At 66.7% G+C, this 25,968-nt stretch carries 16 protein-coding genes; 11 read left to right on the top strand and 5 right to left on the bottom strand.

Features of this window, described 5'->3' with window-relative positions; all coding sequences use genetic code 11:
- Positions 1 to 203 precede the first annotated feature (203 nt).
- Genes jaqu_RS03940 through treY form a run of 7 tightly spaced genes read left to right on the top strand, consistent with a single transcriptional unit; the run spans position 204 to position 15,306 of the window.
- Entirely contained in the window at positions 204 to 2,201 is a 1,998-nt protein-coding gene (locus jaqu_RS03940; protein WP_084629345.1) for an alpha-1,4-glucan--maltose-1-phosphate maltosyltransferase, read from the top strand.
- Entirely contained in the window at positions 2,198 to 5,467 is a 3,270-nt protein-coding gene (gene treS / locus jaqu_RS03935; protein ID WP_043917621.1) for a maltose alpha-D-glucosyltransferase, read from the top strand. The genes jaqu_RS03940 and treS overlap by 4 nt, the downstream gene beginning before the upstream one ends.
- A complete protein-coding gene (gene glgB, locus jaqu_RS03930) occupies positions 5,464 to 7,653 on the top strand; it encodes a 1,4-alpha-glucan branching protein GlgB (RefSeq protein ID WP_392387212.1) in 2,190 nt (729 codons plus the stop codon). The genes treS and glgB overlap by 4 nt, the downstream gene beginning before the upstream one ends.
- Positions 7,654 to 7,662: 9 nt before the next feature.
- A complete protein-coding gene (gene glgX / locus jaqu_RS03925) occupies positions 7,663 to 9,726 on the top strand; it encodes a glycogen debranching protein GlgX (protein ID WP_089268342.1) in 2,064 nt (687 codons plus the stop codon).
- A complete protein-coding gene (gene treZ / locus jaqu_RS03920; RefSeq protein ID WP_043917618.1) occupies positions 9,723 to 11,441 on the top strand; it encodes a malto-oligosyltrehalose trehalohydrolase in 1,719 nt (572 codons plus the stop codon). The genes glgX and treZ overlap by 4 nt, the downstream gene beginning before the upstream one ends.
- Positions 11,438 to 13,150 (top strand): 4-alpha-glucanotransferase, encoded by a 1,713-nt coding sequence (gene malQ, locus jaqu_RS03915; protein WP_043917617.1) that lies wholly within the window; start codon positions 11,438 to 11,440, stop codon positions 13,148 to 13,150. The genes treZ and malQ overlap by 4 nt, the downstream gene beginning before the upstream one ends.
- Complete coding sequence (gene treY / locus jaqu_RS03910) at positions 13,147 to 15,306, top strand: malto-oligosyltrehalose synthase (RefSeq protein WP_043917616.1); 2,160 nt, start codon at positions 13,147 to 13,149, stop codon at positions 15,304 to 15,306. The genes malQ and treY overlap by 4 nt, the downstream gene beginning before the upstream one ends.
- Positions 15,307 to 15,333: 27 nt before the next feature.
- On the opposite strand, the gene jaqu_RS03905 is transcribed toward treY, so the two are convergent.
- The 5 genes from jaqu_RS03905 to dctP are packed head-to-tail and all read right to left on the bottom strand — an operon-like array spanning position 15,334 to position 21,007.
- The gene (locus jaqu_RS03905) at positions 15,334 to 16,848 is read right to left on the bottom strand and encodes a malonate--CoA ligase (RefSeq protein WP_043917615.1); all 1,515 of its coding nucleotides are present in this window, start codon (positions 16,846 to 16,848) and stop codon (positions 15,334 to 15,336) included.
- An 11-nt stretch (positions 16,849 to 16,859) separates the two neighbouring features.
- On the bottom strand, positions 16,860 to 18,107 hold the full coding sequence (locus jaqu_RS03900) for a malonyl-CoA decarboxylase (RefSeq protein ID WP_043917614.1): 1,248 nt from the start codon (positions 18,105 to 18,107) through the stop codon (positions 16,860 to 16,862).
- A complete protein-coding gene (locus jaqu_RS03895; RefSeq protein WP_043917613.1) occupies positions 18,104 to 19,420 on the bottom strand; it encodes a TRAP transporter large permease in 1,317 nt (438 codons plus the stop codon). Before jaqu_RS03895 ends, jaqu_RS03900 begins: the two co-directional genes overlap by 4 nt.
- Positions 19,421 to 19,423: 3 nt before the next feature.
- Complete coding sequence (locus tag jaqu_RS03890) at positions 19,424 to 19,969, bottom strand: TRAP transporter small permease (RefSeq protein WP_043917612.1); 546 nt, start codon at positions 19,967 to 19,969, stop codon at positions 19,424 to 19,426.
- A 48-nt stretch (positions 19,970 to 20,017) separates the two neighbouring features.
- Positions 20,018 to 21,007 carry a TRAP transporter substrate-binding protein DctP gene (gene dctP / locus jaqu_RS03885; RefSeq protein ID WP_043917611.1) on the bottom strand — a complete coding sequence of 330 codons (990 nt, stop codon included), beginning with the start codon at positions 21,005 to 21,007 and terminating at the stop codon, positions 20,018 to 20,020.
- 144 nt (positions 21,008 to 21,151) lie between these two features.
- Here dctP and jaqu_RS03880 point away from each other — a divergent pair, with 144 nt between their 5' ends.
- The 4 genes from jaqu_RS03880 (at position 21,152) to jaqu_RS03865 (ending at position 25,938) form a co-directional block, all read left to right on the top strand.
- Positions 21,152 to 21,823, top strand: coding sequence for a GntR family transcriptional regulator (locus jaqu_RS03880; RefSeq protein ID WP_043917657.1), 672 nt, complete (start codon positions 21,152 to 21,154; stop codon positions 21,821 to 21,823).
- Between the two features lie 183 nt (positions 21,824 to 22,006).
- Complete coding sequence (gene topA / locus jaqu_RS03875; protein ID WP_043917610.1) at positions 22,007 to 24,709, top strand: type I DNA topoisomerase; 2,703 nt, start codon at positions 22,007 to 22,009, stop codon at positions 24,707 to 24,709.
- 64 nt (positions 24,710 to 24,773) lie between these two features.
- Positions 24,774 to 25,169 (top strand): (R)-mandelonitrile lyase, encoded by a 396-nt coding sequence (locus tag jaqu_RS03870; protein ID WP_043917609.1) that lies wholly within the window; start codon positions 24,774 to 24,776, stop codon positions 25,167 to 25,169.
- A 469-nt stretch (positions 25,170 to 25,638) separates the two neighbouring features.
- Positions 25,639 to 25,938: a hypothetical protein gene (locus jaqu_RS03865; RefSeq protein ID WP_043917608.1), complete on the top strand. Its 300-nt coding sequence runs from the start codon at positions 25,639 to 25,641 to the stop codon at positions 25,936 to 25,938.
- Positions 25,939 to 25,968 lie beyond the last annotated feature (30 nt).

The following is a 25,968-nucleotide window of genomic DNA, read 5'->3' as shown; positions in this document are numbered from 1 at the left end:
TTCATCGGGACAGCCTGCCGCCGGACCGGGTCTCTCCGAGGCTCGGTTTTTGGCGAGACGGATGAAGGATTTGCGCCGGATCGCCTATCTCGACCGCCACGAAGGCCGTCCAGATACCCGCCGGCGCGCCCGGTTGGATCGGGAACCCGACGGGCGGCTTCCCGATTGTACTAGTTAACGAACAATCACGACGGGGGCTGACAGTGAAGGACCTAAAGACCAGGGCCCGGTCGGGCAAGACGCGGCCGGCGACCGAGACATTCGAGATCGACGCCCCGAGGCTGGCGATCGAAAGCATCCGGCCGTCAGTCGATATGGGCCGGTTCGCCGCGAAGGTCGTCGCCGGGCGCCCCGTGGAGATATCGGCGGACATCTTTTCCGACGGGCACGAGGTTCTGGGCGCCGAGGTGGTGGCGACGAAGGGGGACGGCACGACCCGCTCCTCTGCCCTTACGCACGACGTGAATGACCGGTGGACCGGACGGATCGCCTTCGATGGCCCGGGGCCGGCAAGCTACACGATCCGCGCGTGGCGGGACCTCTGGGCCACTTGGGCCCGGGACACGGCAAAGAAGGTCGCGGCGGGCCAGTCGGTCGCGGTCGAGTTGAAAGAGGCGAGAAGCCTGCTCACGGGACTGCGCGCACGAGGTGACGACGCAGACGCGCTCAAGGCATTGCGTGCGTCGGCCAAGACCGAGGCGGCTCAGACCGCATTCCTCTCCTCCGAGACGGCCCGCCTGATGAGCCGGATCGGACCCCGCGCCCACCTGACCGAAAGCGCCCCTCAGCCCGTCTGGGTCGATCGCGAGCGTGCGGCCTTCTCGGCGTGGTACGAGCTGTTCCCGCGCTCGATGGGTCCCGCCGGCAAGCACGGGACCTTCGTCGATGTGGAGCGGCATCTCGATTACGTCACCGATCTGGGCTTCGACGTCCTCTACTTCCCGCCCATCCATCCGATCGGACGCACCAACCGCAAGGGAAAGAACAACACCCTGACCGCCGCCGAGGGCGACGTCGGCAGCCCCTACGCCATCGGGTCCGAGGAGGGGGGCCACATGGCGGTTCACCCCGACCTCGGCACGCTGGACGATTTCGACCATCTGGTCGGTGCGGCCTCTAAGAAGGGGCTGGAGATCGCCCTCGACATCGCGCTCAACGCGTCTCCGGATCATCCCTGGCTGACCGAGCATCCCAAATGGTTCGAATGGCGGCCCGATGGCAGCATCAAATACGCCGAGAACCCGCCGAAGAAATACGAGGATATCGTCAACTTCCGCTATTATCTCGACGACGGCGCCCCGAACGAGCCATTCTGGCGCGCCGTGCTCGACATGTTCCTCTTCTGGGCGGATCACGGGGTCACGATCTTCCGCGTCGACAATCCGCACACCAAGCCGTTCCCCTTCTGGGAATGGCTGATCGGCGAGGTTCGCCGCACGCATCCCGGCGCAATCTTCCTTGCGGAGGCCTTCACCCGGCCGAAGGTGATGAAGCGGCTGGCCAAGATCGGCTACAATCAGAGTTACAGCTACTTCACCTGGAGGAACACCAAGGCGGAGCTGACCGACTATCTGACCGAGCTGACGACCGAAGAATGCCGCGACCACATGCGCGTCAACTTCTTCGTCAACACGCCCGACATCAATCCGGTTCTGCTTCAGACATCCGGACGTCCCGGATTCAGGACCCGCGCGATCCTTGCCGGATCTCTTGCGGGGAACTGGGGCCTCTATTCCGGCTTCGAATTCTGCGAAGGCACGCCGATGCCGGGCAAGGAGGAATATCTCGACAGCGAAAAGTACGAGTTGAAGCACAGGGATCTGGACGCGCCGGGCCACATCAAGGGCGACGTCCGCCTGATCAACCGGATCCGCAGGGACCACCCGGCGATGCGGGATCACCTGAACCTGCGCTTTGTGCCCGCCTATGACGATCGGGTCCTCGCCTACCTTCGCCATGATGCCGAAAGCGGTGACGCGGTACTGTTCCACGTTCTGCTCGACCCCCATGGCGGCGCCGAGTTCGAATTCGAAGTTCCCCTCTGGGAGTTCGGTCTGCCGAACGAGGCCAGCGTCGAGGTTCAGGATCTGATCCACGGCAACAGCTTCACCTGGCACGGAATGCGGCATCGCCTCACCCTCGACCCGGAAACCCGTCCCTACGCGATCTGGAAGCTGACCCCGCCCGGAGGCCCCCGATGAGCAGCCCTGCCCCGACGATCGTCGCCGATGCCAAGAGGGAGGATTGGTTCAAGGACGCGATCATCTACCAATGTCACGTCAAGGCATTCCAGGACAGCAACGGCGACGGGATCGGCGACTTCGCCGGGCTCATGCAGCGGCTTGATCACGTTCAGTCGCTTGGGGCGACGGCCGTCTGGATCCTGCCGTTCTACCCGTCTCCCCTGCGCGACGACGGCTACGACATCGCCGAATACAAGGCGGTGAACCCCCAATACGGGACGCTCGAAGATTTTCAGGCCTTCGTGGAGGAAGCGCATCGGCGCGGGCTCAAGGTGATCACCGAACTGGTCATCAACCACACGAGCGACCAGCATGAATGGTTCCAGCGCGCACGACGGGCGCCGAAAGGCAGTCCGGAACGGGATTTCTACGTCTGGTCGGACGATCCCAACAAGTGGATGGACAAGACGCGCGTGATCTTCAACGACACCCACGACAGCAACTGGACATGGGATCCGGTGGCCGAGCAATTCTACTGGCACCGGTTCTTCGACCACCAGCCGGATCTGAACTTCGACAACCCCGAGGTTCTCTCCAAGGTTCTGGAGGTGATGCATTTCTGGCTGGACATGGGGGTCGACGGCCTCCGCCTCGACGCGATCCCCTATCTGGTCGAACGCGACGGCACGAACAACGAGAACCTGCCCGAGACGCACGATGTCCTGAAGGCGATCCGCAAGGATCTGGACGAGCACTATTCCGGCCGGATGCTGCTGGCCGAGGCCAACCAATGGCCCGAGGACACCCGCCCCTATTTCGGGGACGGCGACGAATGCCACATGGGGTTCCACTTCCCGCTGATGCCGCGGATGTACATGGCCGTCGCGCAGGAGGATCGGCACGCGATCAGCGACATCATCCGCCAGACGCCCGAGATCCCCGAGGAATGTCAGTGGGGCATCTTCCTGCGAAACCACGATGAACTTACGCTCGAAATGGTGACCGACCGGGAGCGTGACTATCTCTGGGAGACCTATGCCGCCGACAAGCGGGCGCGCATCAACATGGGCATCCGCCGCCGTCTTGCGCCGCTCATGCAGAATGACCGGCGCAAGATCGAACTCCTGAATTCGATGCTGCTGTCCATGCCCGGCACGCCGATCATGTATTACGGCGACGAGATCATGATGGGCGACAACATCTATCTGGGCGATCGCGACGGCGTCCGGACCCCCATGCAATGGAGCGCGGACCGCAATGCCGGCTTCTCGCGCACCGATCCGCAGCGGCTGTACCTGCCGACGATCCAGGACGCGATCTACGGCTACGATGCGGTGAACGTCGAGGCGCAGGCCGCGTCGCCGTCCTCGTATCTCAACTGGATCAAGCGGATGGTCTCCGTCCGCAAGCGGCACGACGTGTTCGGCCGCGGCGAGATCGACCTGCTCTATCCCACGAACCGCAAGATCCTCGCCTATATCCGCCGCAACAAGGATGTCCCGGCCGGAGAGGCAGGCGATGGCGCCGTCCTCTGCGTCGCGAACCTGAGCCGGGCGCCGCAAGCAGTCGAGATCGACCTCAGCCGGTACGAGGGCCGGGTCCCGGTCGAGCTGGTCGGCCAGTCGCGCTTTCCGCCAGTGGGCGAGTTGCCCTACATGCTGACGCTGCCGGCCTACGGGTTTTTCTGGTTCCTCCTTGCACCCGAAGAGGAGGCACCGGACTGGCACACCCCGGTCCCCCCCGTCCTGCCGGATTTCGTGACCCTGACGACGCGGGACGGCACATTGTCCACAGCGTTGTCTGGCCGCGAAGGGGCACAGTTCGAGCAGCACAGCCTGCCGCAATACGTGGCTCTCCAGAGGTGGTTCGCAGGCAAGAGCGCTGGCGCGGGATCGGTCAGCCTTCGCCAGCTCGGCGAATTCGAGGACGGCCGTCACATGCTGGCCGTGGCCCAGGTCGAAACCGGAGGCGAGACACAGTCCTACTTCATGCCGCTTGCCGCGATCTGGGACGAGGATGCCCTCGGCATGTCGCCCAAGCTGCCGGCGACGCTGGCCAAGCTGCGGCGGCAGAACAAGGTCGGCGCGATCCGGGACGGCGCATCCGACGAAGACATGGCGCGCGCGCTCCTCGGGGCGATGCGGGAGGGCCGAGAGATCTCGGGGGAGGGCGGCCGGCTCGTATTTGCTGGCCGGGATCTCCCGGAGACCGAGGCCGCCGGAGAGCCGCGGATGCTGGGCGCCGAACAGTCGAACGCGTCCGTCGCATTCTCCGATCAGGTGATCCTGAAACTCTACCGCAGAATTCATGCCGGTGTGCAGCCCGATATCGAGGTCGCCCGCTTCCTGACGGAGCAGACGGATTTCGATGCCACGCCACGGCTCTTGGGAACGGCGACTTGGGTCGCCGATGACGGCACCGCGACCGTCCTTGCCGCGGTCTCGGAATATGTCGCCAACCAGGGCGATGCCTGGTCCTTCGTCACCGAAGGGCTGGACCGCGAGATGGAGGCCCGCGAGATCGGTCATGACGGCGACGATCGCCCCCTGGCCGTCGGCGCGCTCGACCTCGGCACCTTGCTGGGCCGGCGCACCGGCCAGATGCATCTCGCGCTCAGCAGCGGCGAAGGCGCGTTCGGGACGGACCCGTTCACACAGGATCGGCTGTCCGATCTCGTGGCGGAGACCCGTAAGGAGGTCGAAGGCGTCCTCTCCCGGATCGACCCGAAGACGGTCGAGGAGGATGCCCGCGCCCCGGCAGACGCCATCCTCTCGAGGCGCGACGAAATCCTCGCCCGTATCGACGCAGTGGCCGATATCACGCCCTCGGGGGCCGAGTGCCGGGTGCACGGCGACTACCATCTGGGGCAGGTGTTGGTCGCGCAGAACGATGTGGCGATCATCGACTTTGAAGGCGAACCATCCCGGTCGCTTGCCGAACGTCAGGCGAAGTCGTCTCCATTGCGCGATGTCGCGGGCATGCTTCGCAGCTTCGATTACGCGCTCTGGACCGCCCTCGCCCGCAGGGTCGAAGGCGGCGCCGATCGGGACCACGCCGCCGCGCAGATCGACGGCTGGCGCAAGGCGACGGCGGGCGCGTTCCTGACCGAGTGGCGCAGGACAGTCGGCGAGGAGCTTCGCGGAGACGCCGAGTTCGAAGCCGCGATGCTGGATCTGTGGATGATCCGGAAATGCGCCTACGAAATCGCCTATGAGAGAGAGTTCCGGCCATCGTGGATCGGCGTTCCGATGAAAGGCCTCCTGCAGGTCTTGGGAGGGAGATGATGGACAAGGTCAGCCGCAGCGGACCGGACGCAGCCACCTGCGAGGCGATCGTGCGCGGTCGCCTTTCGGATCCGTTCTCCGTCTTGGGGATGCATGGCACCCCGCCTGCCATCACGGTCTTCGCGCCCGACGCGTCCGAGGTCGAGGTGGTCGACATGAAGGGCGCGCCGCTCGCGACCATGGATCGCATCCACCCCGAGGGGGTCTTCCACGCAACCTTCCCCCGGCGTCGGAAAGCTTTCGCTTACCGCCTGCGGTGCAAGGCGGGTGACAATGAATGGCTCCGCGACGACCCTTACCGGCTGTCCCCCGTTTTGGGTGAAATGGATGAATACCTTTTCGCGGAAGGACGTCACGAGGAACTCTGGACCAAGCTCGGCGCCCATCCGATCACGCATGACGGCATTGAAGGGACCTCGTTCGTCGTCTGGGCCCCGAATGCGAGGCGCGTCAGCGTGGTGGGCCATTTCAACGCGTGGGACGGCCGGCGTCATCCCATGCGCCGCCGGCTCGGAGGCGGCCTGTGGGAATTGTTCGTCCCCGAGGTGGGCGCAGGCGATCTCTACAAGTTCGAGATCGTCGGCGTGCACGGCGATCTGCTGCCTCTGAAGGCGGATCCGTTGGCCTTCCAGATGGAGGAGCCTCCGGGCACCGCGTCCGTCGTCGCCCGTATCAGCCCCGACTGGACAGATGACGAATGGACCGGCCGCGGCCGCCGCGATCTGCGCGGCGAACCGGTCAGCATCTACGAGGTCCATCTGGGATCCTGGCGGCGTGGGGACGGAGACCGCGTCCTGTCCTACACCGAAGTGGGTCCGATCCTCGCCGATTACGTCCAGGATATGGGGTTCACCCATGTCGAGTTCCTGCCACTGAGCGAGCATCCCTACACCCCGTCCTGGGGCTATCAGCCCATCGGGATGTTCGCGCCCACGTCCCGCTTTGGCGATCCGGCCGATTTCGCGGCGATGGTGAACCACCTTCACGAGGCGGGCATCGGCGTCATCATGGATTGGGTGCCCGCGCATTTCCCCTCCGACGAGCACGGGCTCGCCCGGTTCGACGGGACCGCGCTCTACGAGCACGAGGATCCGCGCCTCGGGTTCCACAAGGACTGGAACACCCTGATCTACAATTTCGGCCGCAACGAGGTGTCGAACTTCCTGCGGGCATCCGCGCTCTATTGGCTGAAGGAATTCCATATCGACGCCCTCCGCGTCGATGCGGTGGCCTCCATGCTCTATCTCGACTATTCGCGCGGCCCCGACGAGTGGATCCCCAACCGCTATGGCGGACGCGAAAACCTCGATGCCATCGACTTCCTGCGCAATGTGAACACCCAGGTCGCCGAGCGCACGACCGGCCAGACCATCGCGGAGGAATCGACGGCTTTCCCCGGTGTCTCCCGCCCCGTGGATCAGGACGGGCTGGGCTTCGACTTCAAATGGAACATGGGGTGGATGCACGACACCCTCCAATACATGGCCGAAGACCCGCTCAATCGACGTTGGCACCACGACAAGATGACCTTCGGTCTCCACTACGCCTTCTCGGAGAACTTCGTCCTGCCCCTCAGTCACGACGAGGTCGTGCATGGCAAAGGATCTCTTCTGGGAAAGATGCCCGGCGACCGGTGGCAGCGTTTCGCCAACCTGCGCGCCTATCTGTCGTGGATGTGGACCCATCCCGGCAAGAAACTGCTCTTCATGGGCGGCGAGTTCGGGCAGGAGCGGGAATGGTCCCACGACAGAAGCCTCGACTGGCACCTTCTGGATGACCCGAACCATGCGGGCCTGCAACGTCTCGTGAGGGACCTGAACGCATGCTATCGGTCGCACCCCGCGCTTCATGCGCGCGATTGCGAGCCGGAGGGGTTCCAGTGGATCGACGGCGGCGATGCCGACAACAACGCCTTCAGCTTCCTGCGCAAGGGACATGACGGCGATGCGCCGGTTGCCGTGATCTGCAACTTCGCGCCGGTCCAGCGTTCGGAGTTCCGCGTGGGCCTGCCCTCGGCCGGGAACTGGCGGGAGATCTTCAACAGCGACGCGACGGAATACGGAGGAACCGGCTCCGGCAATGGAGGTTATGTGTCAGCGGAAGGTGATGGGTGGCATGGCCAACCCACCTCCGCTTCGCTAACGCTGCCCCCACTTGCGACCCTGGTCCTGACCCCAGACGAGTAGAAGATGGCCATGCCTTCCGATCCGACGATCCGCCCGGGTTCGGGCGCACGTCTTGGTGCCGTCTGGGACGGGGCCGGGACCAATTTCGCGCTGTTCTCGGCCCATGCCGAAAAGGTGGAACTCTGCCTTTTCAACGATCTGGGAACGCGGGAGATCGCACGCATCCCGCTGGCCGAGAACACGCATCAGGTCTGGCACGGCTACCTGCCCGATGTGCGGCCCGGCCAGCTTTACGGCTACCGCGTCCACGGGCCCTATGCGCCCGAAGCCGGCCACCGGTTCAATCCGCACAAGCTGTTGCTCGACCCCTATGCCCGCGCGCATCGGGGCGAGCTGAAATGGCATGACGCCCTGTTCGGCTACAAGGTTGGCCACAAGCGCGAAGACCTCAGCTTCGACCGGCGGGACAGCGCGCGCATGATGCCGAAATGCGTCGTCACCCCGGATGCCGCCACCTGGGGCGAGGATGTCCGCCCGCGTACCCCGTGGTCCCGGACGGTCATCTACGAGGCGCATGTCGGCGGGCTGACGGCGCGCGCGCCCCATGTGGACGCCCCGCTCAGGGGCACGTTCGAGGGTCTCGCCGATCCGGCGACCATCCAATATCTCAAGAACCTCGGTGTCACCGCGATCGAGCTTTTGCCGATCCACGCCTTCCACGACGACCGCCACCTTCTAGAGAAAGGGTTGGTCAACTGGTGGGGCTACAACACGATCGGATTCTTCGCGCCCGCGACGCGGTATCTCGTCCAGCCCGCGGCTCTCGACGAGTTCCGCGTGATGGTGCGTCGCCTGCACGATGCGGGGATCGAGGTGATCCTCGACGTGGTCTACAACCACACCGCCGAAGGGAACCATCTGGGTCCGACGCTGTCGTTCCGCGGGATCGACAATGCGTCCTACTATCTTCTGGGCGACGATCCCCGGTACTGCTTCGACACGACGGGAACCGGGAACACCCTGAACCTCGAGAATTCCAATGTCATGCAGATGGTCATGGACTCGCTCCGATACTGGGTCGAGGACGCGCATGTGGACGGGTTCCGATTCGACCTCGCGACCTCGCTTGCGCGGCGGCGGGACGATTTCGACCCGCAGGCCCCGTTCCTGACGGCGGTCCATCAGGACCCGGTGCTGAGCCAGGTCAAGTTGATCGCCGAGCCGTGGGACACGGGCGCGGGCGGCTATCAGGTCGGCAACTTCCCTCCCGGCTGGGCCGAGTGGAACGACCGGTACCGCGACACGGTGCGGTCCTTCTGGAAAGGCGATCCGGGCAAGGCGCCAGCCGTCGCCGATTGCCTTCTGGGCAGTGCCCAGACCTTTGAACACGACGGCCGCCGTTCCTGGACCAGCATCAACTTCATCACCGCGCACGACGGCTTCACGCTGGCCGATCTGGTCTCCTACAACGACAAGCACAACGGCGCGAACGGCGAGGAGAACAACGACGGCCATAGCCACAATCTGAGCTGGAACCATGGCGTCGAAGGTCCGACGGACGATCCCGAGATCAGTGCCCTGCGCGACCGCCAGCGACGCAACCTGATGGCGACGCTCACCCTGAGCCAAGGCACCCCGATGATCCTGATGGGCGACGAGAACGGCCGCAGTCAGGACGGGAACAACAATGCCTATTGCCAACCGGGCGAGATGAACTGGCTCGACTGGGATGCCGACGACGACATGGCCGAGTTCCTGCGCGGTCTCCTGGCGGTGAGGCGTGCCAAGCCGATCCTGACGGCCGAACGGTTCCTCCACGCAACCGACGACAATCCTGAACATCGCTTCGTCACCTGGCACCGACTGGCCGGCGGCGCGATGGGGACGGACGAATGGCAGGACGGCGAGCGGCGGGTCATGGCGCTCGCCTATCATGGCCGGGACGACGAGACCCTCTTCCTTGCGATGAACGCCTCCGCAGAGGAGCGGGACGTCCATCTGCCCGAAGGACGCTGGCGGCGGTTGATCTGCACCCGGGATGGGATCGCATCGCCGGAGGGCTTTGGCGACCCGGTCGAGGGCGTGGCGCTGCTGGGCGCGCGGGCGCTCTTGCTGTTGGAGGCGATGCAATGAGCGCGGACTGGACATGGGGCGCGACCCCGACGGATGGGGGAACGCGCTTCCGGCTCTGGGCGCCCGGCGTCCCGACCCTGTCGCTCGTCCTGCCGGACGGGGTCCGCACCATGGATGCCGTGGGCGACGGTTGGTTCGAATGCGTCGCCGACGTGCCCCTCGGCACGGAATATGCCTTCCGCCTGCCCGACGGGATGGACGTCCCCGACCCGGCCTCTCGCCTGCAATCGGGAGACGTGCACGGCACCAGCGTCGTCACTGACACGTCCTACGAGTGGCGCCATGACCGGCCGGACACGCCGTGGCACGACGCCGTCATCTACGAGTTGCACATCGGCACCTTCACGCCCGAGGGGACGTATACCGCGGCCATGTCCAGGCTGCCGCATCTCAGGGATCTGGGTGTGACCGTGGTGGAGATCATGCCCGTCGCGCAATACGGCGGCGATCGGGGGTGGGGCTACGACGGCGTCCTGCCTTACGCGCCGCATCCCGCTTATGGCACCCCGGACGATCTGCGCGCGCTGATCGACGCGGCCCATGCCCATGGTCTGATGGTGCTGATGGATGTGGTCTACAACCATTTCGGACCCGACGGGAATTACCTCCACCTCTACGCCGCGGACTTCTTCGACCCTTCTCGGCAGACCCCTTGGGGCGCCGCGATCGACTACAGCCGCGAACCGGTCCGACGCTTCTTCATCGAGAACGCGCTCTACTGGCTGCGGGACTTCAATTGCGACGGCCTGCGCCTCGATGCGATCGACCATATCCGCGACGCCACGGATCCAGAGCTTCTGGTCCAGCTCGCCCGAGAGGCTCATGCGCTGGGCCGGATGGTCCATCTGACGACCGAGGACAACCGCAACGTCACCCACCTGCATGAACGGGAAAACGGCGCGGTGACCCGGATGACGGCCGAGTGGAATGACGATTGGCACAACGCCGCCCATGTCCTGCTTACCGGAGAGACCGAGGGCTATTACGACGCCTATGCGGACGATCCGACCGGTCTGCTGCTGGGCGCGATGGCCAACGGCTTCTCGACCCGCGGCGCGGGCGGAAAGGGCACCGCTTCGGGACACCTGCAACCCGACGTATTCATCGACTTCCTTCAGAACCACGACCAGATCGGCAATCGCGCCATGGGCGAGCGGTTGACCACGCTCGCCGACCCGGCGCGGCTGAGAGCCCTTCAGGCCGTCCTTCTGCTGTCGCCGCACGTGCCGATGATCTTCATGGGCGACGAATGGGACGAGACGGCGCCGTTCCTTTTCTTTGCCGATTTCGACGGCGATCTGGGCCGCGCGGTGACCGAGGGGCGCCGAAAGGAATTCGAGAAATTCGCCGATTTCGCGACGTCGGACGTGCCCGACCCGATCCGGACGGAGACGTTCGAGCGCAGCCGCATCGACTGGGACAAGGCCGGGACGGATGCGGGCCGGGCCGCCATCGCGCGTCATCGCGAGTTGCTGGCGCTGAGGCGCGCGCGCGTGGCGCCCCTCATTCCCGGGACCGGTCCCGGGTGCGGTCGCATCCTCGATGCCCCGGACCGGTGCCTTGCCGTCGACTGGAAGCTCGGCGGCGGGGTGCTTTCGGTCCGGGCGAACCTGTCGGACGATGATGCCGACTTGCCCGAGGCACGGGGAGAACGGATCCACCTGACGGGGGACGCGCCCGGCGCGGCGGCGTCGGCGGCCTTCTGGATCTCATGAAGGACCTCGCGCGCCATTACGGGCTGACCCTCGACTATGACAGCCGTCCGGTGCCCGAAGAGACGCTGCGCACGGTCCTACGCGGGCTGGGACAGGATCCCGACGCGCCGCCGCAGGGTCCACCCGCGCCCCGCACGATGGAGGTGCCCCAAGATGCGGCCTGCTTCCTCCCGCCATCCCTGTCAAACCATCCCGGCTGGGGTGTCTTCTGTCAGCTCTACGAAATCCGCTCGGCGCGAAGCTGGGGGATCGGCGACTTTGCCGACCTCGCGGACCTGGCCACGATCTGCGGCGAGGCGGGTGCCGATTTCATCGGGATCAATCCAGTCCACGCGCTTTTCACCTCGCGGCCGGATCATTGCTCGCCGTTCTCGCCCTCGAATCGGCAGTTCCTAAACCCGCTCTACATCGCGCCCGACAAGGTGGGATGCACCCGGCCCTCCATGGCAGACGGCGATCTGGTCGATTACGAGGCCGTCGCGCAGGCCAAGCTGCCCGCCCTGCGCGCCGCATTCGACGCCGCCGCGCCGGATGCAGGTTTCGACGCGTTCGTGGAAGTCGGTGGGACATCGCTCTGGCGGCACGCGCTCTTCGAGGCGCTGTCCCACGTCCATGGCGGCGGCTGGACGGGATGGCCCGAGCCGTTCCACGACCCGGCCGGCCCGGCGGTCCGCAAGTTCGCGGACGAGAATGCCGCCGAGATCCGCTTTCACCTGTGGCTGCAATGGATCGCGTCCGAGCAACTCGCCGTCGCCCAGACCGCGGCGAAATCGGCAGGCATGCGCATCGGCCTCTACCTCGACCTCGCCGTCGGAGAGGCGCTGGACGGATCCGCCGCGTGGTCGGGCGGCGACACGATCCTGCCGGGCGTCACGGTCGGCGCCCCCCCGGACGTGTTCAGCGAAAGCGGTCAGAACTGGCAATTGGCGGCGCCCTCTCCGACCGGATTGCGGGCACGGGACTTCGCGCCGTTCCGGGACATGATCGAGGCGCAGCTTCGCCATGCCGGCGCGCTCCGCGTGGACCATGCGATGGCGCTCTGGCAGCTCTTCCTGATCCCTCAAGGCAAGGACGCCGCCGAGGGCACCCACCTGCGCTATCCCTTCGCCGACATGCTGCGCACGCTCGGCGCCGTGTCGCGCGCGCGCGAGGCCATCGTCATCGGCGAGGATCTGGGCTTCGTGCCGGATGGGTTTCGCGACGCGATGAACCGGGCGAACATCCTGTCCTACCGCATCGTCTATTTCGAGCAGTCCGAGACGGGCTTTGCCGCCCCCTCCGAATATCCGGAAATGGCGCTTGCCTGCCTCTCCACCCATGACCTGCCCACCTTCTCGGCCTGGCGGGCCGGGAACGACATCGACCTTCGCGAAGAACACGGCCTCGTCTCGCCGGAGGCCAGCGCCCAGCACCGCGCCCACCGGAAATGGGAGAGGACGGCCCTGTCCAAGGCCGTCGGCGCGACGGGGTCCGATCCGGACAAGTTGCTGGATGCCGTCCACGGCTTCATCGCCCGCACGCCCTGCCTGATCGCCGGTGTCCGCCTTGCCGATCTCGTAGGGCCGGAACGCCCGACCAACCTTCCGGGGGTCGTCGACGGCTACCCGAACTGGAAGCCGCGCAGCCCGACGCCCGTCGAGGACATCGCCGATCATCCGGCTTTCGTCCGTACGGCACGGATCATGCGCGAGGCTCGCCCGAGACCATGAGACTGCCGACCGCGACATACCGGCTGCAATTGCGCGAGGGGATGGACTTCGCCGCCGCACGGGATCTCGTGCCGTATCTGGACGATCTGGGCGTCTCGCATCTCTACCTTTCGCCCATCTTCACGGCCGCGCCGGGCTCGACCCATGGCTACGACATCATCGACATGAACGAGGTCGACCCCTCGCTCGGGGGGCGCGACGGGCTCGTGTCTATGTCCGACGCGCTCAGGGCGCGCGGCATGGGGCTCATCCTCGACATCGTGCCGAACCACATGGCCTTCGCGGTGCAGAATGTCTGGCTGCGGGACGTGCTGCGCCATGGCGAGAAAAGCGCGTTCGCCCATCACTTCGATATCGACTGGTCGGCGGAGTACCTGCCCCTGCCCTGGTTGCCCGCCCCCTTCGCCGCGATGGTCGATGCCGGCGAGATCGGGATCGACGGCGACGAGATGGTGGCCGGCGACCTGCGCGTGCCGCTTGCGACCGAGGCATCCGCCGATCTGGTCGAGACCCATGAGGCACAGTCCTGGCGCCTGACCTTCTGGAAGACGGAGGCCGCGACCATCGCCCACAGGCGGTTCTTCACCGTCACCGGTCTGATCGGATTGCGGATCGAAGACCGCCCTGTCTTCGAAGACGTGCACCGGCTCGTCTTCGATCTGGTCGACGCGGACATCGTGCAGGGGCTCAGGGTCGATCACGTGGACGGGCTGGCCGATCCGGGGGCCTATCTGGACCGGCTCCACGCGCGCCTGCCGGGCACGCCGATCTGGGTCGAGAAGATACTGACCGGGCAAGAGGCTCTGCCGTCCTGGCCGGTACAGGGTACGACCGGCTACGTCGCGGCGCGCGCCATCGCCCGTGTGCTGACCGACGAGGACGGGGCGCAGGCGCTCGCTCAGGGTTTGCCGGACTTCCCTGTCGTGCGGGACGAGGCCAAGGTCCAGATCGTGACGACCGAGTTGCAGGCGGAACTCGAACGCCTGACGGACCTCGCGGCCGAAGCAGGGCGCGACCTCGAATGGGGCGCGGCGGATTGGCGGTCGGCCCTGATCGCCTATCTGCGGGCCTTCCCCCGCTATCGCACCTATACGACCCCGGACGAGATCGGCGCCGAGGATGCGGCGCTGATCCGCGACGTCGCGGAACGGGCGGCCCACCCCCTCGCCCCCGCCGTCGGCGATCTGGCCGGGCTGCTTCTGGACCTGGCGCATCGCGAACTTCGGCTTCGGCTCCAGCAGGTCAGCGGCGCGGCGATCGCGAAGGCGCAGGAGGACACCGCCTTCTACCGCTGGACGCCGCTCCTGTCGGCCAACGAGGTGGGCGCGGAACCGGACGAGCCCTCCATGACGCCGGATGAGTTCCACGCCGCGATGCAAAGGCGCGAGGCCCGGATGCCCCACGGCCTGACGCTGACCTCCAGCCATGACACCAAGCGGTCCGAGGATGCGCGGATGCGGATCGCGGCGATCAGCCATGGGCCCGAGGCGCGCGGCGCGCTGATGGCGCAGGTGCCCGGCCTGCCCGAACCGTGGGGGTGGTATCTCGCCCAGTCCGCCTGGGCCGCCGCCCCGGACGGAGATCTGGCCGAACGCCTCCGGGCCCATCTGGAAAAGGCGATGCGCGAAGCGAAGGCGGAGACGTTCTGGACCGGCCCGGACGAGGCGTTCGAGGAACCGATCCTCGACGCCGCGCGGCGCGTGGCGGCGGAGTTCGACGGGGCCGCGCCCCCGCTTCGGGACCTCGCGCGCCGGGCCGAGAACCTGTCGCTAGTGCAGTGCGCGCTGAAACTGTTCATTCCGGGCATCCCGGACATCTACCAGGGGACGGAAGTCGGTAATTACCGGCTGACCGATCCAGACAACCGCGCCCCCGTCGACTGGGATCGTCTGCGCGGGCTGATGGACGCGCCGGATCTGTCGACATTCGATGGCAGGAAGTTCGACCTGACGCGCACGCTCCTCCGTCTTCGCAGATCGGAGCCCGAGACCTTCGCCGCACCCTGGACCCCCGTCCCAGCGCCGCGCGGGCGCCTGTCGGCCAGGCGCGGCGACCTGCACCTCCTCGCGACGCTGGACGGCACGCCCCTGGACGACGCGGCGTCGGCCCTCTGGCCGCCCGAGGGGCCGAGCCCCGTTCGCCTGACCCGCGCGTGACCTGATCCCGACGCGACCCGGCTCCACTCAGACGGCGGCGAACAGATCCGCGTAGCGCTCGCGCAGCGCGGCTTTCTGGACCTTGCCCATCGTGTTGCGCGGCAATTCGTCGATGACCAACAGCTTGCGGGGCCGCTTGAACCCGGCGAGCGACTTCTCGATCTCGGCGCCGATCCGCTCCAGATCCGGGCCGTCCCCCTCGGGGACCAGCAGGCCCAGAACCGTCTCGCCGAAATCGGCATGGGGCACGCCGACGACCGCGCTTTCCAGAACGCCCGGCTGCTCGTCCAGCAGGACCTCGATCTCCTTGGGATAGATGTTGTAGCCGCCCGAGATGATGAGATCCTTGTTGCGTCCGACGATGTGGACGTAGCCGTCCTCGTCGATCCGCCCCAGATCGCCGGTGATGAAGAACCCGTCCTTGCGCAGTTCGGCGGCCGTCTTCTCGGGCATCTGCCAATAGCCCTTGAACACGTTCGGCCCCCGCACCTCGATCTGGCCGATCTCGCCCTGTCGCAGCGTCTCGCCCGAGGCCGGGTCGGTGATCTTCAACTCGACCTCGGGCAGCGGAAAGCCGACCGTTCCCGCGCGCCGCTCTCCGTCATAGGGGTTGGAGGTGTTCATGTTGGTCTCCGTCATCCCGTAGCGTTCCAGGATGCGGTGCCCCGTGCGCGCCTCGAAGGCGGCATGCGTCTCGGACAGAAGCGGCGCGCTGCCCGACACGAACAGGCGCATGTGCGCGGCCAGATCGCCGGTGAAGCGCGCATCGGCGAGAAGGCGGGTATAGAAAGTCGGCACCCCCATCATCGCCGTTGCCTGCGGAAGCCGGTCGATGATGGCGTCCAGGTCGAATTTCGGCAGGAAGATCATCGACCCGCCCGCGACCAGCGTCACGTTCGTCGCCACGAAGAGGCCGTGGGTGTGGAAGATCGGCAGGGCGTGGAGCAGTACGTCATCGGCCGTGAAGCGCCAGATATCCGCAAGGGCCTGCGCGTTCGACAGCAGGTTCGCATGGGTCAGCATCGCCCCCTTCGAACGCCCTGTCGTGCCGGAGGTATAGAGGAACGCGGCCAGGTCGTCCTCGGACCGGGGCACCGTGTCGAACGAGGCAGGCTGGTCCGCCGCGGCATCCGCCAGCGTCCCGGTGCCGTCGGCGTCCAGCGTCAGCGTCGCCGCGCCCAGACGGTCGGCGATGGCGCCCACCTCGTCCCGTTTGGCGCTGTCGCAGACCACGAGCCGGGCGCCGCTGTTCTCGATGAAATAGGTCAGCTCGTCGCTGGTATAGGCGGTGTTGAGCGGCAGGAAGATCATGCCCGCCTGCACGCAGGCCGCATAGAGGGCCAGCGCGTCGGGCGATTTCTCGATCTGCGCCGCGAGCCGGTCACCGGGGGCGAGGCCCGCCGCGGTCAGCGCGTGGGCGAATCGGGCCGCCATGCCGAGGAACGCGCCATAGCTCAGCGCATCGCCGTCGGACAGGTGAAGGAAAGGCGCGTCCGATCCCGCATGGCGACCGAACAGCGCGTCGTAGAGGGCATTCGCCATGGCGTATCTCCCTAGTTCAACTTCCGGGCGGCCGCCGCGCTCAGCGATCGGACCTCGGACGAGGCCGCGACGACGTGATCGGACGCGAAGCGCTCGTGGTTCTGGAGCACGCGGTCCAGGTCGTAAAGGTAGTTCACCATCACGCCCGCCGATTGCTCGCGCCCCTTGTCGGACAGATCGGCATCGGCATGAAGCTTGTGGATCAGGGCCCCGTTGCCGAGATGAAAGCGGGCCACCGGATCGCGGGGCAGGCCGTCCTCGCGCTTGACGGCATACAGGTAATGCGCGGCCAGCGTCTTCATCAGGTCGCCGTCCGTCCGCTCGGCCTCGGGCCGGACATCGTCCAGCCATCGCGTCAGTCCCGGGATCGGCGACAGCGTGACGAATGTCCGCAGGCCGGGCAGTGCCATCGACAGGTCGGCAGCCACCTGCTTGATCAGCGAGTTGCCGAACGAGATGCTCGCAAGGCCCGCCTGACAGTTGGAGATCGAGTAGAAGACCGCCGTATCCGCCTCCGTGGCGTCCAGCGCGTCGCGCCCTTCGGCCAGAAGCCCTTGGACCGATCCCGGCACGCCCCGCGTCAGCGCGACCTCGACGAAGATCAGCGGCTCGTTCGGCATCGCCGGGTGGAAGAAGGCAAAGCAGCGGCGGTCCGGCGGCTCCAGCCTGCGGCGCAGGTCGTCCCAGGTCTCGATGGCATGGACCGCTTCGTAGGCGATGATCTTTTCGAGGATATGCGCCGGGCTCTCCCAGTTGATCGGGCGCAGGACCAGAAAGCCCCGGTTGAACCAGCTCGCGAAGAGATGGCGGAAGTCGAGGTCCAGCGCCTCGAGCGCATCGTCCCCGCGACCGAGGCGCAGGAGGTCCGCGCGCATCCGCACCAGCGAGCCGGTCGCGCCGGGCAACTGGTTCAAGCGGCGGATCAACTCCTGTCGCGGGGGCTCGGCCGCCTGCATCAGGCGGCGGTAGGAGAATTTCGACTGACCCTCCTCGTAGGCCGCCAACGCGTCCCGCAGCGCTTCGGGAGAAATGCGCATGTCTTCGGCCAGATGGCGGAAGAAGGCGCGCTTGCCGTCGTCGTCCCATCCCTCGTAGCGGCCCAGGATCTCGCGCGCGGCGGTCAGGCCCGCGCTCTCGCCCGTTGCGCCGATCAGGTCGGCGGTCAGCTTTTCCAGCGGCCGCCCGTCCGCCTTGCCCGCAGCGATGAAGCGGTAGCGCCGCTCGAACACCGTCGAGAGGAGATCCGCCAGCAGGGTCACAGCCCCGGCCCCATCACCGCGTCCGGCAGCCAGGTCGCGATGCCCGGGAACAGGCACAGGATCACGATGGCGATCACCATGCAGCCCACGAAGGGCAGCGATCCGGTCAGGATGGTCTTCAGCTTGATGTCCGGCGCGATGCCGTTGATCACGTAGAGGTTCAGGCCCACCGGGGGCGAGATCAGGCCGATCTCCATGTTGATCGTCAGTACGACCGCGAACCAGATCGGATCGAAGCCCGCCGTGGTGATGATCGGCAACAGGATCGGCGCCGCCATCAGGATCACCGCGACCGGCGGCAGGAAGAAGCCCGCGACCAGCAGGAACAGGTTCACCGCGCCCATCAGAACCCAGCGGTTCACGTCCAGCGTCCCGATCCACTCCGCGATGGATTGCGTGATGAAGAGCGAGGACAGCATGTAGCTGAACACGCCCGCCGCGCCGATGATGAAGAGGATCATGACCGACTCGCGCGTCGAGTCCCGCAGAACCTCCCACAGCTTCATCGGCGACCAGAGGCGGTAGATCACCATCGCGATCAGGATGCAGAGCAGCGCGCCCACCGCGGCCGTCTCGGATGGCGTCGCGATGCCGCCATACATCGCGTAGAGCACGCCGAGGATGATCAGGATGAAGGGCAGGACCCGCGGCAGCACTTCCAGCCGCTGGGCCATCGTGTAGCTGCGCGGCGCCAGCACCTGCGCATTCCCCGAACGCCAGGTCGAGAACAGCGACCAGGCCATGAACAGCCCGACCAGCATCAGGCCGGGAAAGACACCCGCCAGGAACAGCCGTCCGATCGAGGTCTCGGTCGCGATGCCGTAGACGATCATGGTGACCGAGGGCGGGATCAGGATGCCCAGCGTACCGCCCGCGGCGATGGAGCCCGCCGCCACCTCGTCGGGATAGCCCCGCTTGCGCATCTCGGGGATACCCATCTTGCCGATGGCTGCACAGGTGGCGGGGCTGGACCCGGACATGGCCGAGAACAGCGCGCAGGCACCCAGGTTCGACACGACCAGCCCGCCCGGCACGCGCGTCAGCCAGCGCTCCAGCGCCTCGTAGAGGTCGGCGCCCGCCCGCGTCGAGGCGATGGACGCCCCCATGATGATGAACATCGGGATCGAGAGCAGCGCGAAATTGTCCAGCTTGCCGAACATGATCTCGGGCATCAGCTCCAGCGAGCGGGCGCCGTCGAAGATCAGGAGAAATCCACCAGAGACGATCAGCAGGCCCAGCGCGACGGACACGCCCGAGAACAGGACGACGATGGTGGCGATGGCGACGATGGCGCCCAGCAACAGCGGATCCATCGCTCAGTCCTCCAACCCGAACGGGTCGTCATGGCCCAGCACCACGGCGACGACATCCGCGACCAGTTGCAGCAGCAGAAGGCCGAGGCCGATCAGCAGCGACAGGTAGGGTTTCCACAGGGTCACGCCCCAGATCGTGTCCGACTTCCAGCCCCGCGACCATGCGAGGTGCCAGAACTCCCATGCGTAGAACAGCATGACCCCGACGATCCCGATCGACAGCGCCATCGTCACGAAGAACATCGCCCGCCGCGCGCCGCCCTTCAGCGCGATGGGGATCAGGTCGACGTTCACGTGACCCCGCAACCGCTGCACGTAGGGCAGGCCGATCAGCGTGGCGGCGATCATCAGGTAGACCACCGCCTCGGTCTGCCAGACGGTCGAGCCGTTCAGCACGAAGCGCACGAAGATCATCTGGCAGGTGATCGCGACGGCGGCCACGATCATCGCCGCCGACACCCATCCCGCGATCGTGCTGATCCAGCCCACCGCGCGCAGGAACGGGTTGCCTCCGTCCCGCGCCGCGTGGGCGCTACCGGTTCCGGCCATGTCACGCCCCTTTCGGCTGGGGCGGACCCTGGGGCCCGCCCGTCCGGGTCACTCGACGCTCAGCGCGAGGTCGAGCAATTCCTGTCCGCCGGGGGTCTCCTCGACGAACGCCTTGTAGGAGGTCTCCTGCGCGAGCGCGCGCCAGGCGTCGAATTCCTCCTGGGACATCTCGGCGATCTCGACGCCGTTCTCGCGGAAGGTCTCGGCCGAGGCGGCATCCTGCTTCTTGGCCTCTTCCAGATAGAAGGCTTCGGCCTTCGCCGAGGCCTCCATCAGGGCCTGCTGCTGCTCTTCGGTCAGGCCCTCGAAGGTCGACTTGTTCATCAGCAGGGGCTGATACATGAACCACAGCGCATAGTCGCCCGCCGGGGTGTAGCAGGCGACCTGCTCGTAGATGCGGTAGCTGACGAAGCTGGACGACGACGTGTTCGCCGCGTCCAGAACGCCGGTCTGCATCGCGTTGTAAATCTCGGACGATGCCATCGAGGCGATCGACGCGCCCGCCCCCGCCAGCATCTGCTCGAACGCCTTGCCGGCCGCGCGGGTCTGCAACCCGTCGATATCGGCGGGCGCGGTGATGCACTTCTCCTTTCCGGCGAAGCCGCCGGCGAGATAGCCATGGACCAGCGCGATCACGTCGTCCTCGGCCATCCTCTCCTCGATGGCTTCCATGAAGGCGCTCTCGTTGAGGCGCGCGGCGTGATCGTGGTTCTTCACGAGGCCCGGCATCAGTGTCAGGTTGTAGGCCGGCTGCACGCCGCCCGCATAGCTGAGCGGCAAGACCGTCATGTCGAGCTGGCCGCGGCTCAGCGGCTGGTACTGTTCGCGCGCCTTGAAGAGGCTGGCGGACGGGAAGATGCGGATCTCCAGCCCCACATCCGCAGCCGCGACCTCGTCGGCCACCATCTGAGCGACCTGATGGCGGACGTCCGACGTGCTCCATTGATGCGAAAGCCGCAGTTCCGCCGCGGACGCGACCGTGGCGGCCGCAAGGGACGATGCGACGGCAAGCGCCGATGCCGCAATTCTTGTGTTCATGATGTTTCCTCCCGGTTGAGGCGCGGCCCTCCCCGACCTCTGCGCCGTTCACACGACTACGTCCCGCTCGTATTCAGTGTCAACATTCTTGTATGCAAGACATTCATCTTGCATGCGACGCGGCAGAGGGGCATCCTTCGCGCGATGGAACCGACCGCCCCTCAGGACACGCAGGCCGACCGCGTCGCGGCGGCCCTCGAAGGGTTGATCTTCGACGGCGTCTTCTCGGATGGCGACCGCCTCGACGAGGTCCGGATCGCGGAGCAATACGGCGTCTCCCGCACGCCGGTGCGCGAGGCTTTCCAGCGCCTCGCCCAGTCCGGGCTCGTGCGGCAGCTTCCCCGCCGGGGCGCCTTCGTGCGCCAGCCGGGCCCGATCGAACTGATCGAGATGTTTGAGGTGATGGCGGAACTCGAAGCCGCCGCCGCCCGCCTCGCCGCCGGCCGCATCACGGACGAGGCGCTCGACCTGCTGAAGGACCTGAACCGACGCTCGGACGATGCGGTGCGGGAACGGGATGCCGACAGGTACTACGACGAGAACGAGCGCTTTCACGCGGCGGTCTACGCCCAGTCCGGCAACGGGTTTCTCGAGCGCGAATGCCTGCGCCTGCAACGCCGCCTGCGCCCGTTCCGGCGAAGGCAGCTTCGCCTGCGCGGCCGACTCCGTCAGTCGCTGGGCGAGCATCGCGCGATCGTCGCCGCGCTGGAGGACGGGGATGCCACAGCCGCGGCCGATGCGATCCGCGCCCATGTCACGGTGCAGGGCGAGAAGTTTCACCACCTGATCGCAAGCCTGCGTCAGGCCGCGGAATAGGCGCCCCGCGCGCGGCGGCTGGCGGATTTTCCGCCCCCGTGCGGTGAAAACGGGCAGCCTCCCGACAGCCGGGCCCTGCCCCGCTGCGGCCCGTGTCGGATCCGCCGGGTCGGATTGACAATCCGCGCACCGCCCCCACATGGTCCCGCGCTCAGAGGCGCCTCCAAGCCGAAAGGTCTCCGCATGCCCGTCGTCGTCGTCGAATCCCCAGCCAAGGCCAAGACGATCAACGGCTATCTGGGCAAGGACTACACCGTGCTGGCCAGCTACGGCCATGTCCGCGACCTGGTGGGCAAGGACGGCAGCGTCGATCCCGAACATGGCTTCGAGATGACGTGGGAAGTGCCCGCCGACAGCAAGAAACACATCAAGGCCATCGCCGACGCCCTGGCCAAGGACGGCGAACTGATCCTCGCCACCGACCCCGACCGCGAGGGCGAGGCGATCAGCTGGCACCTCCACGAGGCGCTGACCAAGCGGCGCGCGATCAAGAAGGACACGCCCGTCCGCCGCGTCGCCTTCAACGCGATCACCAAGAAGGCCGTGCAGGAGGCCATCGCCAACCCGCGCGAGATCGACGCCCCGCTGGTCGAGGCCTACCTGGCCCGCCGCGCGCTGGACTATCTGGTGGGCTTCACCCTTTCGCCGGTGCTCTGGCGCAAGTTGCCGGGCTCGCGCAGCGCGGGGCGGGTGCAATCGGTCTGCCTGCGCCTCGTGGTCGAGCGCGAGATGGAAATCGAGGCCTTCGACGCGCAGGAATACTGGTCGGTCCGCGCCACGCTGGAGACGCCGCGCGGCCAGAGCTTCGAGGCCCGCCTGGTCACGCTGTCGGGCAAGAAGATCGAGCGGCTGACCCTGAAGGACGCGACCCAGGCGGAGATGGCCGTCCAGGCCATCGAGAGCCGCGATCTGACGGTCAGCTCGGTCGAGGCGAAGCCGGGCACGCGCAACCCGTCTCCGCCCTTCATGACGTCGACCCTCCAGCAAGAGGCCAGCCGGAAGTTCGGCATGGGCGCCCGCGCCTGCATGTCGGCGGCCCAGCGGCTCTACGAGGCGGGTCTGATCACGTACATGCGGACCGACGGCATCGACATGGCGCCGGAGGCCGTCCATGCCGCGCGCGACGCGATCAAGGATCGCTACGGCGGCGACTACGTCCCCGGCAGCCCGCGCATGTACAAGAACAAGGCCAAGAACGCCCAAGAGGCGCATGAGTGCATCCGGCCCACGGACATGACGCGCTCGGCCGATGACATCAAGGTGAGCGAGGGTGACCAGCGCAAGCTCTACGACCTGATCTGGAAGCGCACGCTGGCCAGCCAGATGGAAGCCGCACGTCTGGAGCGCACCACCGTCACCATCGGCAGTTCCGACGGCGAGGTGGAGTTGCGGGCCACCGGGCAGGTGATCGTCTTCGACGGCTTCATGAAGGTCTACCAGGAGGGGCGCGACGACGAGGAGGCGAGTAGCGACGACAAGCGCCTGCCCGCGATCCACGAGGGCGACGCGGCGAAGAAGGTCGCGGGCGCCTACAAGGCCGATTACGACAAGATCGCCGAAGGCGAAGCGAAGGACGACCTGATCGAAAGCGACGCCCCCGCCAAGGGCGGCAGGCTGTCGAAATCCGGCGCCGTCCTTGGTCAGCAGCATTTCACCCAGCCGCCGCCGCGCTACACCGAGGCGACGCTGGTCAAGCGGATGGAGGAGTTGGGGATCGGCCGCCCGTCGACCTATGCCTCGATCCTGTCGACCATCGTCGATCGCGGCTACGTCCGGAAGGAGGGCAACCGCCTCTTCCCCGAGGATCAGGGCCGCCTCGTGATCGCGTTCCTGTCGAACTACTTCCGCAAGTATGTGGGCTACGATTTCACCGCGGGGCTTGAGAACGAGCTCGACGAGGTCTCGGCCGGTGACGCGGATTACAAGTCGGTGCTCGAACGGTTCTGGCGCGACTTCAAGGCCGCCGTCGACGAGACGGCCGAGCTGCGCATCACCGACGTGCTGGAGAAGATCAACGAGGTACTCGAGCCGCATCTCTTCCCCGACAAGGGCGACGGCAGCGACCCGCGCCTCTGCCCCAATTGCGGGATGGGGCGTCTGTCGATGCGCACGGCCCGCTCGGGCGGGGCGTTTATCGGCTGCTCGAACTACCCCGAATGCCGCTACACCCGCCCCTTCGGCCCTCCGGGCATGGAGGGGGAGCAGACGGGCACCGACCAGATGCTGGGCGTTGAGCCCGAAAGCGGTCTGGAGGTCTGGCTGAAATCGGGCCGCTTCGGCCCCTACGTGCAGCTTGGCGAAGCGACCGAAGAGAACAAGAAGCCCAAACGCTCCTCGTTGCCGAAATCCTGGGCGCCCGACGCGATGGATCTGGAGAAGGCGTTGCAACTCCTGTCGCTGCCCCGTCAGGTCGGCACCCATCCCGAGGACGGCCAGCCCATCGAGACCAATCTGGGGCGCTACGGGCCCTATGTCATGCACAAGCGGCCCGACGACGCGAAGCCGATCTATGCCAACCTCGCGGACGAGGACGAGGTCTTCACGATCGGCATGAACCGGGCTGTCGAGGTCCTGGCGGAAAAGCGCGCGAACCCGCGGGGGCGTGGACGGGCGGCGGCCAAGGCGCTCAAGGAGCTGGGCGAGCATCCCGATCGCGGCGGCGCGGTCAACGTGATGGAAGGCCGCTATGGTCCCTACGTGAAGTGGGAGAAGGTGAACGCCACCGTCCCCAAGGACACGGAACCCGCCGACGTGACCATGGAGATGGCCGTCGAATTGATCGCCGAGCGCGAGGCCAAGAGCGGCAAGAAGAAGCCTGCCGCCAAGAAGAAGACGGCGGCCAGGAAGAGCACCGCGAAAAAGAGCACGACCAAGAAGGTGTCCTGACCGGACCGGCTTGACGCAGGCCGGCCGCGCGCTTCCCTCTGCGGGAGCAGAGAGGGAGATCGCCATGGAGATCGAGCGCGCCGACGCGGGGACCGGAACCGCCCCGGACCCGTCCTATTTCACCGGCGAGGTCCGGATGCGCCGCCTGCAGGATGCCGAAGACCCCGCGCGCGCCGTCGTGCTGTCGGTCACGTTCCAGCCGGGCGCGCGCACCAACTGGCATACGCACCCGCTGGGCCAGACCCTGATCGTGACGGACGGGCGCGGCTGGGTTCAGCGCGAGGGCGGCCCCCGGGAAGAGGTGGGGCCCGGCGACGTGATCCGCTTTCCCGCCGGAGAGCGGCATTGGCACGGCGCCACCGCCGATCAGGCCATGACGCATATCGCCATTCAGGAACGTCTGGACGGCCGCACCGCCGATTGGCAGGAACCGGTCGCCGATGCGGATTATTCGGGCTGACCACGCCGGATGACGGGCGCGGCCCGAAGCCCCGCCCGGGGGGCGAGCCGTCCCTGGCCCGCCCCCGGTTCCGCCGTCCTGGCCTTTTGGGCGGAACGGCGATCTCTCTGACTGGAAGGGGATGCTGCACGCATCCCGAAATGGATCGAAACCGGCGCCGCGCCTATGGGGGCGGGCGGGTCGCGGAAAGGCCCCGTTTCGGGACCCCTGTCCTGACCGATCCCCTGTCACGGGACCGGCTGATGCCTGGCGGGTCGGACATCGGCCCGGACGGTGCCACCCGCCGGGACCGCAACCCGTCGTCTCGAATGCTGCAGCGAGGAGGGTTCTCCGCCTGAACGCTTAAGGAAATGCAAAGGATCGGCCCCACCGTGCCAGACCTCCCGTCCCGGCCTCAGGATTGCCCCGATCGCCGGCTACGTCCGCCGCAGGGGGATGCGTGGGCGCCCCGACCGAACCTGCGAGCCAGATGACCGAAATCCTGGGCTATGTCGCCGTGATCTGCCTGATCGTCTCGGCGCTCGAATGGTGGATCTTCAGGATCTTCCTGCACAAGCGGAGGGACCGGATCGAGCGGGATCTCGGACCGCTTCATCTGAGCCGGTATCTCATCCATCCATGGCCGCTGTTCCGCAGGAACTACGAACGGATCACGGATCCTGGGATCAGGCGCCATCTGAAGTGGTTCGCCTGGACGATCTACCTTCCCCTGGCTCTATTCTTCGTTCTGGGCCTCCTGCTCGCCATCGTGAGCGGCCCTGCCCCCTGAGATCACGCATCGCCGAAGTGGCAATCAGGA

This window comes from Jannaschia aquimarina (genome assembly GCF_000877395.1).
GTDB classification, from domain to species: Bacteria; Pseudomonadota; Alphaproteobacteria; order Rhodobacterales; family Rhodobacteraceae; genus Jannaschia; species Jannaschia aquimarina.
The sequence above is the reverse complement of the archived record's forward strand: the minus strand, read 5'-3'. Positions and strand labels throughout refer to the sequence as shown.

Excerpts from the sequence above, each read along its gene's own strand:
- dctP (WP_043917611.1), bottom strand. The coding sequence starts at position 21,007 with ATGAACACAAGAATTGCGGCATCGGCGCTTGCCGTCGCATCGTCCCTT.
- glgB (WP_392387212.1), top strand. The coding sequence starts at position 5,464 with ATGATGGACAAGGTCAGCCGCAGCGGACCGGACGCAGCCACCTGCGAG.
- jaqu_RS03865 (WP_043917608.1), top strand. The coding sequence starts at position 25,639 with ATGACCGAAATCCTGGGCTATGTCGCCGTGATCTGCCTGATCGTCTCG.
- jaqu_RS03890 (WP_043917612.1), bottom strand. The coding sequence starts at position 19,969 with ATGGCCGGAACCGGTAGCGCCCACGCGGCGCGGGACGGAGGCAACCCG.
- jaqu_RS03905 (WP_043917615.1), bottom strand. The coding sequence starts at position 16,848 with ATGGCGAATGCCCTCTACGACGCGCTGTTCGGTCGCCATGCGGGATCG.
- malQ (WP_043917617.1), top strand. The coding sequence starts at position 11,438 with ATGAAGGACCTCGCGCGCCATTACGGGCTGACCCTCGACTATGACAGC.
- jaqu_RS03895 (WP_043917613.1), bottom strand. The coding sequence starts at position 19,420 with ATGGATCCGCTGTTGCTGGGCGCCATCGTCGCCATCGCCACCATCGTC.
- glgX (WP_089268342.1), top strand. The coding sequence starts at position 7,663 with ATGCCTTCCGATCCGACGATCCGCCCGGGTTCGGGCGCACGTCTTGGT.
- jaqu_RS03880 (WP_043917657.1), top strand. The coding sequence starts at position 21,152 with ATGGAACCGACCGCCCCTCAGGACACGCAGGCCGACCGCGTCGCGGCG.
- treZ (WP_043917618.1), top strand. The coding sequence starts at position 9,723 with ATGAGCGCGGACTGGACATGGGGCGCGACCCCGACGGATGGGGGAACG.
- treS (WP_043917621.1), top strand. The coding sequence starts at position 2,198 with ATGAGCAGCCCTGCCCCGACGATCGTCGCCGATGCCAAGAGGGAGGAT.
- topA (WP_043917610.1), top strand. The coding sequence starts at position 22,007 with ATGCCCGTCGTCGTCGTCGAATCCCCAGCCAAGGCCAAGACGATCAAC.
- jaqu_RS03870 (WP_043917609.1), top strand. The coding sequence starts at position 24,774 with ATGGAGATCGAGCGCGCCGACGCGGGGACCGGAACCGCCCCGGACCCG.
- treY (WP_043917616.1), top strand. The coding sequence starts at position 13,147 with ATGAGACTGCCGACCGCGACATACCGGCTGCAATTGCGCGAGGGGATG.